Annotated in this window: 13 protein-coding genes and 2 pseudogenes; 5 read left to right on the top strand and 10 right to left on the bottom strand. The window is 70.4% G+C overall.

The genetic code is table 11. The features are described 5' to 3' along the window. Positions 1–3: 3 nt before the first annotated feature. On the bottom strand, positions 4–618 hold the full coding sequence (locus tag DYZ02_RS08465) for a carbonic anhydrase (RefSeq protein ID WP_115685850.1): 615 nt from the start codon (positions 616–618) through the stop codon (positions 4–6). Here DYZ02_RS08465 and DYZ02_RS08460 point away from each other — a divergent pair. Further along, the gene (locus tag DYZ02_RS08460; RefSeq protein ID WP_115685849.1) at positions 617–1504 is read left to right on the top strand and encodes an HhH-GPD family protein; all 888 of its coding nucleotides are present in this window, start codon (positions 617–619) and stop codon (positions 1502–1504) included. The genes DYZ02_RS08465 and DYZ02_RS08460 overlap by 2 nt on opposite strands. Here DYZ02_RS08460 and DYZ02_RS08455 read toward each other — a convergent pair. Further along, positions 1483–1653, bottom strand: a complete 171-nt coding sequence (locus DYZ02_RS08455) for a DUF4236 domain-containing protein (protein WP_115686438.1) — start codon at positions 1651–1653, stop codon at positions 1483–1485. The genes DYZ02_RS08460 and DYZ02_RS08455 overlap by 22 nt on opposite strands. A gap of 42 nt (positions 1654–1695) precedes the next feature. On the opposite strand from DYZ02_RS08455, the gene zupT reads away from it, so the two are divergent. Next, positions 1696–2475 (top strand): zinc transporter ZupT, encoded by a 780-nt coding sequence (gene zupT, locus DYZ02_RS08450; RefSeq protein ID WP_115685848.1) that lies wholly within the window; start codon positions 1696–1698, stop codon positions 2473–2475. A 71-nt stretch (positions 2476–2546) separates the two neighbouring features. After that, complete coding sequence (locus DYZ02_RS08445) at positions 2547–3878, top strand: lipase family protein (RefSeq protein WP_115685847.1); 1332 nt, start codon at positions 2547–2549, stop codon at positions 3876–3878. 81 nt (positions 3879–3959) lie between these two features. Here DYZ02_RS08445 and DYZ02_RS08440 read toward each other — a convergent pair whose 3' ends face one another. The 4 genes from DYZ02_RS08440 to lysS all read right to left on the bottom strand — a co-directional run bounded on the left by DYZ02_RS08440 (position 3960) and on the right by lysS (position 10301). Further along, on the bottom strand, positions 3960–6710 hold the full coding sequence (locus DYZ02_RS08440) for an AAA family ATPase (RefSeq protein WP_115685846.1): 2751 nt from the start codon (positions 6708–6710) through the stop codon (positions 3960–3962). A gap of 94 nt (positions 6711–6804) precedes the next feature. Then, positions 6805–8058, bottom strand: a complete 1254-nt coding sequence (locus tag DYZ02_RS08435) for a glycosyltransferase family 87 protein (RefSeq protein WP_181896939.1) — start codon at positions 8056–8058, stop codon at positions 6805–6807. Between the two features lie 233 nt (positions 8059–8291). Beyond that, a complete protein-coding gene (locus tag DYZ02_RS08430; RefSeq protein ID WP_181896938.1) occupies positions 8292–8654 on the bottom strand; it encodes an NINE protein in 363 nt (120 codons plus the stop codon). A gap of 87 nt (positions 8655–8741) precedes the next feature. Next, positions 8742–10301, bottom strand: coding sequence for a lysine--tRNA ligase (lysS, locus tag DYZ02_RS08425; RefSeq protein WP_115685843.1), 1560 nt, complete (start codon positions 10299–10301; stop codon positions 8742–8744). Positions 10302–10377: 76 nt separating this feature from the next. On the opposite strand from lysS, the gene DYZ02_RS08420 reads away from it, so the two are divergent. Together DYZ02_RS08420 and DYZ02_RS08415 are read left to right on the top strand one after the other, a co-directional pair. Further along, a complete protein-coding gene (locus DYZ02_RS08420) occupies positions 10378–10572 on the top strand; it encodes a hypothetical protein (protein ID WP_115685842.1) in 195 nt (64 codons plus the stop codon). An 18-nt stretch (positions 10573–10590) separates the two neighbouring features. After that, positions 10591–10821 (top strand): annotated as a pseudogene (locus DYZ02_RS08415) (CAP domain-containing protein); the annotation flags it as partial. An 8-nt stretch (positions 10822–10829) separates the two neighbouring features. Here the strand turns inward: DYZ02_RS08415 and DYZ02_RS08410 are convergent. From DYZ02_RS08410 to DYZ02_RS11600, 4 genes and pseudogenes are all read right to left on the bottom strand, one after another. Beyond that, complete coding sequence (locus DYZ02_RS08410; protein ID WP_115685840.1) at positions 10830–12044, bottom strand: hypothetical protein; 1215 nt, start codon at positions 12042–12044, stop codon at positions 10830–10832. A gap of 116 nt (positions 12045–12160) precedes the next feature. Further along, positions 12161–12952, bottom strand: coding sequence for a pantoate--beta-alanine ligase (locus DYZ02_RS08405; protein WP_115685839.1), 792 nt, complete (start codon positions 12950–12952; stop codon positions 12161–12163). A 3-nt stretch (positions 12953–12955) separates the two neighbouring features. Then, positions 12956–13660 carry a 6PGD fold domain-containing protein gene (locus DYZ02_RS08400; protein ID WP_115685838.1) on the bottom strand — a complete coding sequence of 235 codons (705 nt, stop codon included), beginning with the start codon at positions 13658–13660 and terminating at the stop codon, positions 12956–12958. Then, positions 13661–14197 (bottom strand): annotated as a pseudogene (locus tag DYZ02_RS11600) (hypothetical protein); the annotation flags it as partial.

Below are 14197 nucleotides of genomic sequence, written 5' to 3'. Positions count from 1 at the left end.
ACCTTAGCGGCCGAGATGCTCCGAAACGGTCTCGACGCGGCCGTCTTCGAGGCGGTAGCGGGCGGCCACAATGCCGAGCGTGCCCTCCTTCACGCCCGCCTGGAGCGCGGGGATGCGGTCGACGAGGTGCTCGGCGGTGATGCCGGCGTGGGCCTTCTCCACCTCGGAGCGCTCCGCCCGCCCGTGGGCCTTGGCCTCGATGACGCTGGGGGCGATCTTCTCCACGAAGACGCGCTGCAGGCCGAGAGGCACCTCCGCCTCGTCGACGGCCTTGATCGCCGCCCCGATCGCGCCGCAGGCCTCGTGGCTGAGCACGATGACCAGCTTCACCCCGAGGGTCTCGACGGCGAAGTCGAGGGAACCGGAGACGGCGGCGTCGACGCAGCCGCCGGCTGTGCGGATGACGAAGATGTCGCCGAGGCCGGCGTCGAAAAGCATCTCGACGGGCACGCGCGAATCGGAGCAGGAGAGGATGGCCGCCACGGGGGCCTGCCCGCCGCGCAGCTCCTCGCGGCGGTTGCGGTCGGAGTTGGGCCGTTCCACGGAGTCGTCGGCGAAGCGGGCGTTGCCCGCGAGGAGCTGGTCCCACACGGCGGCGGGTGTCGTTGCTTCAATCATGGACACTATTGTGGCACCTATTGTGATTCGACAGGAACAGGTGATCGGTTACTTCCGCGCCCACGCCCGCCCGCTGCCGTGGCGCGAGCCCGGCACCACCCCGTGGGGAGTGCTGCTCAGCGAGGTCATGAGCCACCAGACGCCGGTGGCCCGGGTGGCCCCGGTGTGGCGCGAGTGGATCGGGCGCTGGCCCACCCCGGCCGCCTTCGCCGCGGCCTCCCCCGACGAGGTGCTGCGGGCGTGGGGGTCGCTGGGCTATCCGCGGCGGGCGCTGCGGCTTGTGGAGTGCGCCCGGGTGATCCTCGAGAAGCATGGCGGCGCCGTGCCCTCGGACGTGGACGAGCTGCTGGCCCTGCCCGGCATCGGCGACTACACCGCGCGCGCCGTGGCCTGCTTCGCCTTCGGCGCGAACGTCGCGGTGGTGGACACGAACGTGCGCCGCGTCTACGCCCGCGCGGTCGAGGCAACCTTCCTGGCCACCCCGCGCAAGGGCGAGCTAGCCGACGTAGCCGCGCTGCTTCCCGCCGAGGACGGCCCCGTCTTTTCCGCCGGGCTGATGGAGCTCGGGGCGCTGGTGTGCACCGCGGCGAACCCGCGCTGCGGCGAGTGCCCCCTGGAGAGCGACTGCGCGTGGGTCGCCGCCGGCAGGCCCGCCCCGACCGCGGAGGAGCTCAAGCGCAAGAAGGTGCAGAAATTCGCGGGCACGGACCGGCAGGTCCGCGGCAAGATCATGAAGCTGCTGCGCGAGTCGCCCGGCCCCGTCGACGCCTCAGCGATCGACGTCCTGTGGCCCGACAAGGCCCAGCTCTCCCGCGCCCTCTATTCGCTTCTCGACGACAACCTCGCCGAGCAGGACGAGTCCGGCTACTTCCACCTGCCCCGGTAGGCCATGCCGCCGGGCAGGTTGACCCACACCCCGCCGCGAGAGTTCAGGGTCACGGGCCCCACCTTCGTCGACACGGACGCGCCCGACTTGGAGATGTTCAGCCAGGAGTTCTTGCCCAGCTTCTTCTTGTCGCGGTAGAGGATGCCCATGGCGGACAAGTCTAGCGCGGTGGGCGGCTAGAGTGTTCCGGTATGGATGCTCTGGCGGGATACGGCTGGGAGGCCGTCGCGGTCGCCTTCGGGATCACCCTGCTCGCCGGGCTGTCCACCGGCTTCGGCGGGCTGATCGTTGCGCTGCAGGCCGCCCCCTCGAACCGGTTCCTGGCCGGGGCGCTGGGCTTTTCCACCGGGGTGATGGTCTACATCTCGCTGGTGGAGATGCTGCCGCAGGGCATCGAGGAGGTCGGCGAGGCCGCGGGCGTGGCGGCGTTTTTCGCCGGGGTGGCGCTCATCGCCGTGATCGACCGCCTGGTGCCGGAGGAGGTCAACCCGCACGAGGAGCACGACTCCCCGGGCGCCTCCAGGCTGGCCAAGGCGGGCCTGATGACGGGCGCGGCCATCGCCCTGCACAACTTCCCGGAGGGCTTCGCCACCTTCATGGCGGGGCTCGCCGACCCGGTGGTGGCCGCCCCGATCGCGCTGGCGATCGCCATCCACAACATCCCCGAGGGCATCGCGGTGGCGGCCCCGCTGCGCGAGGCGACGGGCCGCAGGTGGCGCGCCGCCGGCTGGGCGACGCTGTCCGGCCTGGCGGAGCCGCTCGGCGCCGCCGTCGGGTTCCTGCTGCTCCTGCCCTTCATCGGCCCGTCGACGCTCGGCCTGTCCTACGCGGCGGTGGCGGGCATCATGGTGTTCATCAGCTTCGACAAGCTGCTGCCCAGCGCGATCCACACCGGGCACCACCACCACTCGGTCTACGGAGTCATGGCGGGCATGGCGGTGATGGCGCTCAGCCTCGCGATGATGCACTAGAGAGAGCGGCCCGGAGAATAAATATCCGAAACATAAACATTTTGCTTTGCTTACCTTAGTAGGCTTCGAGCATGTCGACTCGAAACCGCCTCGCCTCGCTCCTCGCCACCGTCGTGCTCGGCCTGAGCACCGCCCCCGCCACCGCCCAAAGTTCAAGCCCCCAGCAGCTTCTCGACGGCCTCCGCCACGCCGCCACGACCCCCGCCGGCAACCCGGTCGCCGGCTACGACCCTTTCTACGACGACCCCGTTGCCGATCTCGGCGCCCCCGGCACCCTCCTGCGCACCCAGCCGGCGCCGCACCTGCTCAACGTCCTCGGACCCGACTTCCCCGGCTACGCCAAGAAAATCCTCTACACCTCCACCACCGTCCACGGCGACGCGGTGGCCACCTCCGGCTTCGTCATCGAGCCCGCCAACCCCTGGCGCGGCGCCGGCCCCACCCCGACCGTCATCTTCGCCCCCGGCACCCGCGGGTCGGGCGACGCCTGCGCCCCCTCGCGCGGGCCGGGGCTGACGGCCCAGCTCCAGCTCGCCGGCCCCGCGCTGGGCATCAACTACGAGCTGGCCAGCTACCACGCCGCTGCCCTGCTGGGCATGCGTGTCGTCGTGGTGGACTACATCGGGCTTGGACCCCCCGGGCCCCACACCTACGTCCTCCACGACGAGGAGGGCCATGCGGTCATCGACGCCGCACGCGCCGTCGTCCCCGCCGGCGACCCGGTCGCCTTCTCCGGCTACTCCCAGGGCGGCGGAGCCGCCGCGGCGGCCGCCGAGCTGCAGCCCACCTACGCCCCCGAGCTCAACCTGCGCGGTACCATCGCCGGCGCGCCGCCCGCGGATCTCTTCGCCACGATGCAGGGCGTCGACCACTCGGCCATCGCGGCGGTCCTGGGCTACGCCTTAAACGGCTGGGCGGACCGCTACCCGCAGCTCAGCACCGTCGTGGGCGAATACCTCAACGACCGCGGACGGAACTTCCTGGACTCCACCGCCTCCTCCTGCATCCCCGACGGCGCGCTGCGGTGGGCACTCACCGATTCGCGCACGCTGACCAGCACCGGCGAGTCGCTCGCCGAGATCGCCGCGCGGGAGCCGGAGATCAAGGCGCTTTTCGACGCCCAAAAACTCGGCCGCCGCTCCCCCGCCTCCCCCATCATGGTCACCACCGGCGGCAACGACGACCTCGTGCCCACGCCCCAGGCCATCCAGCTCGCCCGCGACTACTGCACGGCGGGGGTTCCTGCCTCCCTGATGAACGAGAACGTCCCGGCCTTCTACCCGCCGCTGAAGATCGGCGCCAACCACGCCGCGGGGATCTTCACGCAGGCGGTCCCATCGATGCAGTGGCTGACCGACCGCTTCAACGGGGTGCCGGCTGCCTCGAACTGCGGCCAGTTCTAGCCGCGCAACAAAAGCGCCGCCCGGGCCCCTGACGTGGGGTTCCCGGGCGGCGCTTTTCGCGTTCACCCTACATCGGCTGGGTTACAGCGGCTGGCTTGCCCCGGCCGGGGGCGGTGTGGCTCCGCCGTCCTCCTCGCCGCCGTCGGCGGTTTCGGCGGGCGCGTCGGGGACCACGGTCTCCGGCTGCGCGGGGCTGTCTTCGACGTCGCGGACCTCGACGTCGTCAAGCTGCTCGTCGAAGGTGTCGGCGGGAAGCGGACGCGGGCGCGGGGTAAAGGTGAACGTCGCGCCCTCGGCGGCCTTGCCGCGCGCGGCGCGGGCCGCCTCGACGTCGCCGTCCCAGTTCTCCACGTCGACGGTGATGATCTCACCGGCGCCGATCTCGCCGTAGAGGATCTTCTCCGACAGAACGTCCTCGATCTCGCGCTGGATGGTGCGGCGCAGCGGGCGGGCACCCAGCACCGCGTCGAAGCCGCGCACGGCGAGCAGGTTCTTCGCCTTGTCCGTCAGCTCGATGCCCATGTCCTGGGCGGCGAGGTTCTTGTCCACGCGCCCGATGAGCAGGTCGACCATCGCGACGATCTCGTCCTGCGTGAGCTGGCGGAAGACGACGATCTCGTCGATGCGGTTGAGGAACTCGGGGCGGAAGTGCTTCTTCAGCTCGTCGTGGACCTTGTTCTTCATCCGGTCGTACTGAGCGTCGGCGTCGGTGGCGGTGTTGCCGGTGAAGCCGAGGCCCACTGCCTTGGAGATGTCACCCGTGCCGAGGTTGGAGGTGAAGATCAGCACGGTGTTCTTGAAGTCCACCATGCGGCCCTGCCCGTCTGTGACGTGGCCCTCCTCCAGCACCTGGAGCAGCGTGTTGTAGATCTCCTTGTGCGCCTTCTCGATCTCGTCGAAGAGCACCACGGAGAACGGCTTGCGGCGCACCTTCTCGGTGAGCTGGCCGCCCTCCTCGTAGCCGACGTATCCGGGGGGAGCACCGAAGAGGCGGGAGGCGGTGAAGCGGTCGTGGAACTCGCCCATGTCGATCTGGATGAGGGAATCCTCGTCGCCGAAGAGGAACTCGGCGAGCGCCTTCGACAGCTCGGTCTTACCCACGCCCGAGGGGCCGGCGAAGATGAAGGAGCCGGAGGGGCGCTTCGGGTCCTTCAGGCCAGCGCGCGTGCGGCGGATGGAGCGGGACACGGCGCGCACGGCCTCGTCCTGGCCGATGATGCGCTTGTGCAGCTCCTCCTCCATGTTGAGCAGGCGGGAGGACTCGGACTCGGTGAGCTTGAACACGGGGATGCCGGTCCAGTTGGCCAGCACGTCCGCGATCTGCTCCTCGCCCACCTCGGCGATCTCCTCGAGGTCGCCGTCGCGCCACTGCTTCTCCTTCTCGGAGCGCTCCTCGCCGAGCTTGCGCTCGGTGTCGCGCAGGCCGGCGGCCTTCTCGAAGTCCTGGGCGTCGATGGCCGCTTCCTTCTCCTTGCGCACCTCGGCGATGCGCTCGTCGACCTCGCGAAGGCCCTCGGGGGCGGTCATGCGCTTAATGCGCATGCGGGCGCCAGCCTCGTCGAGCAGGTCGACGGCCTTGTCCGGCAGGAAGCGGTCATTGATGTAGCGGTCCGAGAGGTTCGCCGCAGCCGCGAGTGCGTCGTCGGTGTAGGAGACGCGGTGGTGCGCCTCGTAGCGGTCGCGCAGGCCCTTGAGGATGGTGACGGTGTCCTCGACGGAGGGCTCGTCGACCTGGACGGGCTGGAAGCGGCGCTCCAGGGCGGCGTCCTTCTCGATGTGCTTGCGGTACTCGTCCAGCGTGGTCGCACCGATGGTCTGGAGCTCGCCGCGGGCAAGCTTCGGCTTGAGCAGCGAGGCGGCGTCGATCGCGCCCTCGGCCGCGCCCGCGCCGACAAGCGTGTGGATCTCGTCGATGAACAGGATGATGTCGCCGCGCTGGTTGATCTCCTTGAGCACCTTCTTCAGGCGCTCCTCGAAGTCACCGCGGTAACGCGAACCCGCCACGAGCGAGCCCAGGTCCAGCGAGTAAACCTGCTTGTCCTTGAGCGTCTCCGGCACCTTGCCGTTGGCAATGTCGAGGGCGAGACCCTCCACCACGGCGGTCTTGCCCACGCCGGGCTCGCCGATCAGCACCGGGTTGTTCTTCGTGCGGCGGGAGAGCACCTGCATGATGCGCTCGATCTCCTTCTCGCGCCCCACGACGGGGTCGAGCTTGCCCTCGCGCGCGGCGGCCGTGAGGTTGCGGCCGAACTGGTCGAGCACGAGCGAGTTGGAGCGCTCGCCCTGCTGCCCGCCCCCGCGGGGGCCGGACCCGCCCATGGCGCCACCGCCGGCGCCCGCCCCGGCGAAGCCGCCGCCCTGCTGCGGGGACTCCGGGTTCTGGCCCTCGCCGCCCTCGTAGCCGGAGAGGAGCTGGATAACCTGCTGGCGCACGCGCGGCAGGTCGGCGCCGAGCTTGATCAGCACCTGCGCCGCCACGCCGTCACCCTCGCGGATGAGGCCGAGGAGGAGGAACTCCGTGCCGATGTACTTGTGGCCCATCTGCAGGCCCTCGCGCAGAGAAAGCTCGAGGACCTTCTTGGCGCGCGGGGTGAACGGGATGTGGCCGGTCACCGGTTGGCTGCCGTGGCCGATGATCTCCTCGACCTCGCGGCGCACGTCGTCGAGGTTGATGCCCATCGACTCCAGGGCCTTGGCGGCGACGCCCTCGCCCTCCTTAATCAGGCCGAGCAGGATGTGCTCGGTGCCCATGTAATTGTGGTTGAGCGCGCGCGCCTCTTCCTGGGCGAGGACGATGACGCGGCGGGCCCTGTCGGTAAACCGTTCGAACACGACTTCCCCTTTCGCTAAAAGTTGTCACCCACCATAACGCGCGGGTACGACATCCCATCCCGCTTTTCCAGCCGCCCGCCCGCGCGCAGCCGAGTCACCCCTGCTCAGCGGCGGTGTTCACCGGTAGCGAACGCCCCTGCCGCAACCCCCACACCGCGAGAACGACCGGGACGAGCACCCAGCCCACAGTGGGCCCGAAGCTGTCCGGCCAGGCGCCCAGCACCCCGTTGACGAAGAGCCCCGACATCCCGCCGAGAGTGAGCAGCAGGGCGACCCACATACTCACCCGGCGCATCGGCCCGTGCGGGCGCACGACGGTCATCGACATGGGGATCAGCCACATCGCGTAGTAGCCCTGCAGCAGCCCGCCGCCGACGAACACCCCGGCGAAGAGGGCGCCCAGGGTGCAGAAGGCCCACGCGGCGCGGTCTCGGTGGCGCAGCCGGAACAGCGCGGCGACGGCCACCGCCACCACGGCCAGCACGAGCACGACCGCGGCGGTCTGCGCCGCCGGGCCGAAGCCCAGCTGCTCGAGCACCGCCCGCAGGGACCCGTTGTCGTAGGAGCGCGGCTGCGCCAGGTAGGGCACGAGGCGCTCGCGCCACCACTGCGGCTCGGCGGTCGTTGCCCATCCGAGGCCGAACAGCCCGGCGTAGGCGGCCGCGGCGACCAGCAGGACCGGCCACTGCCAGAGCAGCACCGGCACCGCTACGAGGACGACGAACTGCGGCTTGATGGTCACCGCGTAGGCCATGAGGACGCCGGCGAGGTACGTCTCCCCGCGCGCGAATTGCCGCAGCGCCGGCCCGTCGAGTGCCACGCTGGCCCATACGAAGAGGACCATGACCAGCAGCAGGAAGCCGTTGATGTTCGTGTACTGGATGGTGGACACGACGGGCTCCGGCGCGTTGAAGAACACGGCCACCGCGAGCAGCGTCAGCGGTGCGGCCCAGCGGCGCGTGAGCAGGCGGGCTGTGATCCACATCGCGAGGACCACCGACAGCGCGGTCGCCGCGATCATCGCCCAGCGCGCCGTCGAGAACGAGCCGAACATCGCCAGCGGCGCGAGCACAACGTTGGCGCCCGGCGAGTAGAGGTAGTGCGGGTCCAGCGTGGAGTAGTCCTCGTTGTACACCGGCACGCCGTGGACGTAGCGCTGCACCGCAAACCAGATCGGCTCGAAGTCGGTGCCGCGGTTCTCTCCCGGGGCGACGAGCACCGCGCGGATCACCCCGACGACGGCGGCGAACCACAGGGCCTGACTCGCTAATCGACGCCCCCCTTCCGGCCAGGCGTCAGCGGGTGCGACGGAGCCAAAAAACTTTGTGTGGAGGCGGGACGCCGGCACGCTACCCGACCTCCGCCTGGCCCGGGTGCGCACGGTGCGCTGCATCGTTGAGCGAAAGAAACATCCCGGCAACACTACCATTCGCCGGTGGGGAGGCTGGGAGCGCCGTCAAGCGGAACGCACGTGGCGGGATGTGCGACTGTGCGCCACGTTTTGCGTCACGAGCCTTCCTTCCCCGCGTTTTCTCAGTTCGCGGGAAGGGCCCATGCAAAACCTGGCACGGACGGCCACGCCTAGGTGAGGGGCACTCCCCTGCCGTCGCGGTCGTAACCGCCCGCGCCGAAGAGCACAAGAAACACCTCAGCTATGCACCAGAGAAGAAGCGCCATCAGAACGAAAGCCATCTCTATACGAAAAACCATCGCGAAAAGACCCACGAAACACAGAACCAGTTTGGCAGCCCCTCGATTGGTCTGATGGAGGTAAAAGTTACCTGCCCCGTACACCCCGAAGAAGTAGAACAACAGCGCCGCGACGATCCTGCTCTTGGGGGCAACCGCGTACGGCTCCTGAGGTACTCTCCAACGGCCCTCCCGGATAGGCAGGCCGTCGCGGTCGTACTCCTCATGGTAGAAATCAGGATAAGTTGTCTCCACGTGCTGTTCCTTTTGACGAGCGTGAGTGCAAGATGCGCGCAAACTTACCAGGCCCACGGGCACCGTGAGCGAAACTCCAGGTTTAATTTAGGTTAGCTGGTTCGCCTCGGGCTTGACCAGCGGGAACAGGACGGTCTCGCGGATGCCCAGGCCGGTCAGGGCCATGAGGAGGCGGTCGATGCCCATGCCGGTTCCGGCTGTCGGGGGCATGCCCTGCTCCATCGCGGCGAGGAAGTCCTCGTCGAGAACCATCGCCTCGTCGTCGCCGTGGGCGGCCAGGCGGGCCTGGTCCTCGAAGCGGGCGCGCTGGATCACCGGGTCGACGAGCTCGGAGTAGCCGGTGGCGAGCTCGAAGCCGCGCACGTAGAGGTCCCACTTCTCGGTCACGCCGCGCTTCTCGCGGTGGTCGCGGGTCAGCGGGGAGGTCTCGACGGGGAAGTTGGTCACGAACGTCGGCTCGTAGAGCTGGTCGGAGCACAGGTGCTCCCAGATCTCCTCGACGAGCTTGCCGTGCAGCCAGCCCTCGCCCTCGGGGACCTTCAGGCCAATCTCCGCGGCGATCGCCTTGAGCTCCTCGACCGAGGAGTCGACGGTGACCTCCGGCTGGCCGGGGTGCTTGCGCTGCAGCGCCTCGTTAAGGGAGGGGTACATCTCCAGCACCTTCCACTCGCCTCCGAGGTCGTAGCTGGTGCCGTCGGCAAGCGTGACCGTCGTGGAGCCGAAGACCTCCTGCGCCGCGAACTGGACGAGCCCCTTGGTCATCTCGGCGCAGTCCTTGTACGTGCCCCACGCCTGGTAGGTCTCGAGCATGGTGAACTCGGGCGAGTGGGAGGAGTCGACGCCCTCGTTGCGGAAGTTGCGGTTGATCTCGAAGACGCGCTCGATGCCGCCGACGACGCAGCGCTTCAGGTAGAGCTCGGGCGCGATGCGCAGGTAAAGGTCGATGTCGAGGGCGTTGGAGCGGGTGACGAAGGGGCGCGCCGCGGCACCGCCGTGGAGCGTCTGCAGCATCGGGGTCTCGACCTCGACGAAGTCCAGGCCGGTGAGGTACTTGCGCACCGCCGCGATGACCTTGATGCGGGTCATGGCGTTGTCGCGGGCCGCCTCGCGCATGATGAGGTCGGTGTAGCGGTTGCGCACCCGCTGCTCCTCGTTCATGTCGGCGAAGGCCACCGGCAGCGGGCGCAGGGCCTTGGACGCCATGTGCCAGGACTGCGCCATGACGGAGAGCTCGCCGCGGCGCGAGGCGATGACGCGGCCGCGGACGGAGACGATGTCGCCCAGGTCGACATCCTCCTTCCAGCTGGTCAGGGCCTCCTCGCCGACCTCCGCGAGAGAGAGCATGACCTGCAGCTGGGTCCCGTTGCCTTCTTGCAGTGTGGCGAAGCAGAGCTTGCCGGTGTCGCGCTTGAACATGATGCGCCCGGCGACGGCCACCACGTCCTGCGTCTCCTGCCCGGCCTCGAGCACTGTGGCACCCTCGGGGGCGGTTTCGCCCTCGGCGGCGACGGCGTAGCGGGCGCGGACGTCGCTGAGCGAATCGGTGCGGTCGACCACGACGGGGTAGGCCTCGCGGCCGGAATCGATAAGCTTCTGGCGCTTCGCGCGACGGTACTGCTGCTGCTCTGAAAGGTCCTGGGTAGTCACGCCCACCTAGAGTAGTCGGTGCGCTCGGGTTGCAGGAACCGGGAGTGCTCACCCCGTCCGACAGCCGAGGACCACCATGCCCCCTGCCCTGCCCGCCCTGCCACCGTTCCCTCTGCCCGCGGACCTGCTCGCCCGGCTCATGTCGCTCGCCGCGCCGATCATGCTGTTTCTCTCCGGCATCCCCGGCCTGCCCGCCATCCCGGGCATCGACGCCGGCAACTCGGGGCTCGTGCCGGGCGTCGTTGCCCCCGCGCCCGCCGTCGGCCAGTAGCAGCTTCTCGACGCCACCAACCGCGCCCGCGCCGAGCACGGTCTGCGCCCCGTCGAGCTCCACCCCGGCCTCGGCGCGGTGGCGCAGGAGTGTGCCAACATCCAGGTGGCGAAGGGCCCCGGCGCGACCCTGGAGCACCGGCCAGATTTCACGGCCGGCTACCCGGCTGGCTGGAAGACCGCGGGCGAGATCCTGGCCTTCTACCCGGACGGGTCGAAGGTGGTGGTGGAGAACTTCGCCGGCTTCTAGCCGTGCAGCTAGCCGCAAAGCGGCAGCGCGAGCCTGTCCTCCTCGGCGTTGTCGCCGTTGATGAGGATGCGGTAGTCGGCGTGGTCGACCGGCGCCATCACGAACGCCGGCGGGGTGGCCCCGGGGACCTGGAACGAGTTGATCATGCAGGCCCCGGACCCAAGGGGCACCGCCTTATCGACGCCCGGCAGACCGCTGTTGCGCTCCGTCGCCGAGGTGTACTTGGCCACGCTCACCCCGGTCTCGGCGTCCGCGCAGCGGATCTTCGCCTCCTGGCCCGGTTGCGGGGTGGAGGACTCGCAGCGCAGCCCCTTCCAGCCCTTGCCTCCCTGACGCTCGGAGACGAGATCCGGGTAGGTCTGCTGGATCTCGGCCTCGGCGCCCTCCCAGGCGTCACCGCGGCTGATGCTCCACCACCACAGCGCCGCCAGCGCCAGCAGGAGCAGCGCCAGCACCGCGATGACCCACGGCCACGGACCGGACGGGGACTTCTCTTCCCGCGGCGTGTCCCGCGCCTTCCGGGAAGGAGGGGCGGGCAGAATCGCGCGGCGCCGGGACGCGGAACCCTCCACCGGCTCGCCTGCCAGCGCGCGGAGGTAGTTCGCGCAGGTCCCGGTGCGCTCGACCACCTTGGGGTCAATGGGCTGGCCGGTGAGGTCGGAGACCAGCTCGATGAACCTCACCCTGTTGTGCAGCGCCGAGGCCCCCGCGGCTTGCGGGGTCGGGCCGACGGAGGACATCTTCACGGGCGCGGAGGCACACCCGGGCTGCGCCAGCATGTGCTCCAGGGTGATCGAGCGGGAGACGAAACTGGAGGTGCCGGCGGCGGCGTAGGCGTCGATGGCCTCTGCGGCGGGGGTGAGCAGGTTCAGCACCTCGGCCGCGTTGAAGTGCCCCTCGGTGGCGAAGCGCTCGCGCGCCACCTCCCCCAGCGGGGTGCCGGCGGCGGCCTCGCGGACGACGAAGAGCCTCCCCTCGCCGGTGACCCCGCACGCCAGGGGCGCGAACACACCGGGCAGCCGGGTCGCCCCGAGGTGGGCCGCCTGCTTGTTCACCTCGTGGACAGCCGCGGGCGCGAGCGGGATATTGAATTCCTCGACCTCCACGGCGGTCCCGTCTGTCGCCGCGGCGCGGTACAGAGCGGAGGTCTCGGTGCGGCCGACGCCTTCGACGTTGCTGTAGCCGGCCTCGTTGACGGCGGCGGCGAGGGAATGGTCGACCACGGGTGTACCTCAGTTCGGGATCGTTTCGTTCCCGCCGCGGGCAGGCCGGGGACGGCAGCGCAATGACGCACTAGATCTTATCGGACACCCCGGCCCCCACGGCCCCCACGGCCCGCTCAGGCCTCGAGGTTGCTGAACCCGATGCCGACGGGCACCCCAACATTGTCCACCAGCCGCACCCCGCCAAGCTCCACCGCGCCCAGCAGGCGGGCGTCGCCCTCGCTGGGCGCGGGGCCGAAGGCGAGGTTGCGCAGCTCCAGGTAGGCGGGCTCCACGCCGGCGGCGGCGAGCACGCCTCGCGCCGTCTCCAGCACCACCTCGCCGCCGCGCTCCGCGGCGTGGGCTCCGGCGGTCAGCGCCGCGGGCAGCGCCAGGGCTGCCTCGCGCAGCTCCGGCGGCACGGCCGCGTTGCGCAGCGACATCGCCAGCCCGTCCGCGGTGCGCACGGTGGGAACGCTGTGCAGCTTCACCTCCACGCGCAGCGCCGAGACCGCCCTCTGCAGGGCGACGAGCAGCTCGAAGTCCTTCTCGCCCAGCACCAGGTCCGTGGCGTGCGCGGCGTTGACGGCGGCGATGAGCGCGCCCATCCGGGACGCCGTCTCGGCGGGGTCCTCCAGGTGGTCCAGGTCCGTCGACACCGCCACGCCCTCGCCGAGGCGGCCGTGGTAGACGACGTCCACCTGCTCGCGGGCGAAGACGTCGGGCACCTCCTCGCCCGCGTAGGTCACCATCACCACCGCGCCGAGCAGCGAGCGCGCCGCCCGGATCAGCTGGACGTGCCCGGCGTGGACGCCCTCGCCGAGGGGAACCACGACGACCGACTTGCCCACCTTCCGGAACGCCCGGCCGTACGTCGCCAAGCGTGCGGGGTCCGTCACCACGACCGCCGCCCCAGGTTCAAATGCCACTTCTTAACCCTGCCTTCCCATGTCTTGCTTCGAAATCGCCCACAGCTCCGCCTCGAGGTGTCCGCTGCACTCGGCTTGCCGACGCTCCGCGTCGGCAAACAGGCGCGCAACACTCGGCTCCCCAATCGCGGCCCACGCCCGCTCGAGCTGCGCCACCGGCAGGGCCGCGGGCTCCGCCTCGGGGAGAAAGTGCGCGGCGAGCACCTCCGTGTCGGGCAGGACCTCCCCGAGCATGTCGAACGCCGCCCGGCGCAGCACCGCCTCCTGCTCCCGCAGCCGCAGCGCGGCGAGCAGCGCCGCGCGCTTCGCGTCCTCGATCGGGAAGCTCATGCCCCCGATCTCGCTGAGGAGCAGCCCGATCACCGTCTCCCCCACCTCGTCGGCGGCGGAGGTCACCCAGGCGTCGCCGAAGAAGTTGTGGGCCGCCATGACAATCGCGCCCTCGAGCTCGGCGTCGTCGAGCAGCTGCACGCCCTCGCCGAGGCAGGTGTGCACGAACATCTGCCGGCGCCGCACGAAGGGCACCAGCGCAGAGACCCGCTCGCGCACCCAGTCAGGGTCCGCCGAGTCGAGCAGGACGAGATCGGCGCGCTCGATGTCGTGGGGCTCGGCCAGCTCGAACAGGTGGTGGCCGACCCGCTCGAGGCGCGCCGCGAACCGGCTGGTGCGCAGCGGCCCGACCGAGCAGATGCGCAGACGCGGGGCCATCTAGCCGCGGTCCTCCCCGGCACCCTTGCTGCGCGCGAGCAGCTCCGCGACGGACAGCGCGCCGCTGCCACGCTCGTCGCGACGGCGGCGGCCTCCGCGCTGCTCGGGCGCCGGCGGGGCAGCGGGTTTCTCTGTGGGCTTGTCCGCGGGCTCCTCCACAGGCTTGTCAACCGGCTTCGGCGCGGCGCTGTCCGCCGGGTTCGCAGTGTGCGCGGTGGGCTCGGCGTGCCGGGCGGCTTCGGTGGATGCAGTGGGTGCGGTGTGCCCGGTGTGCCCGGTGTGCTCGGCGCGCTCGGCGCCCGCCGACTCCTCGGCGCGCCGCTCACTGATCAGCTGCGACAGCGGGTTGTGCTGCGCGGAGCGGGCACTCGGCTGCGTGCCCAGGCGACCGGCGATGGCCTCGGAGGTCGGGGCGCCGGAGGGGCGGGCCTGCCGGCGCTTCGGTTCGGCGGCGTCGCGCACGGGCGGCAGCTTCGTCGTGTCTGCGGAGGAGGGGCCGGGCTGCGCTTTCCCTCTGACGCCGCCGACGAGGAGCTC

This window comes from Corynebacterium senegalense (assembly GCF_900411315.1).
In the GTDB taxonomy this organism is placed as follows: domain Bacteria; phylum Actinomycetota; class Actinomycetes; order Mycobacteriales; family Mycobacteriaceae; genus Corynebacterium; species Corynebacterium senegalense.
This window is presented reverse-complemented; position numbering and strand designations above follow the sequence as displayed.

Coding starts and splice junctions, on each gene's coding strand:
- DYZ02_RS08460 (WP_115685849.1), top strand. CDS start 617: ATGGACACTATTGTGGCACCTATTGTGATTCGACAGGAACAGGTGATC.
- DYZ02_RS08465 (WP_115685850.1), bottom strand. CDS start 618: ATGATTGAAGCAACGACACCCGCCGCCGTGTGGGACCAGCTCCTCGCG.
- zupT (WP_115685848.1), top strand. CDS start 1,696: ATGGATGCTCTGGCGGGATACGGCTGGGAGGCCGTCGCGGTCGCCTTC.
- DYZ02_RS08400 (WP_115685838.1), bottom strand. CDS start 13,660: ATGGCCCCGCGTCTGCGCATCTGCTCGGTCGGGCCGCTGCGCACCAGC.
- DYZ02_RS08445 (WP_115685847.1), top strand. CDS start 2,547: ATGTCGACTCGAAACCGCCTCGCCTCGCTCCTCGCCACCGTCGTGCTC.
- DYZ02_RS08455 (WP_115686438.1), bottom strand. CDS start 1,653: ATGGGCATCCTCTACCGCGACAAGAAGAAGCTGGGCAAGAACTCCTGG.
- DYZ02_RS08420 (WP_115685842.1), top strand. CDS start 10,378: ATGCCCCCTGCCCTGCCCGCCCTGCCACCGTTCCCTCTGCCCGCGGAC.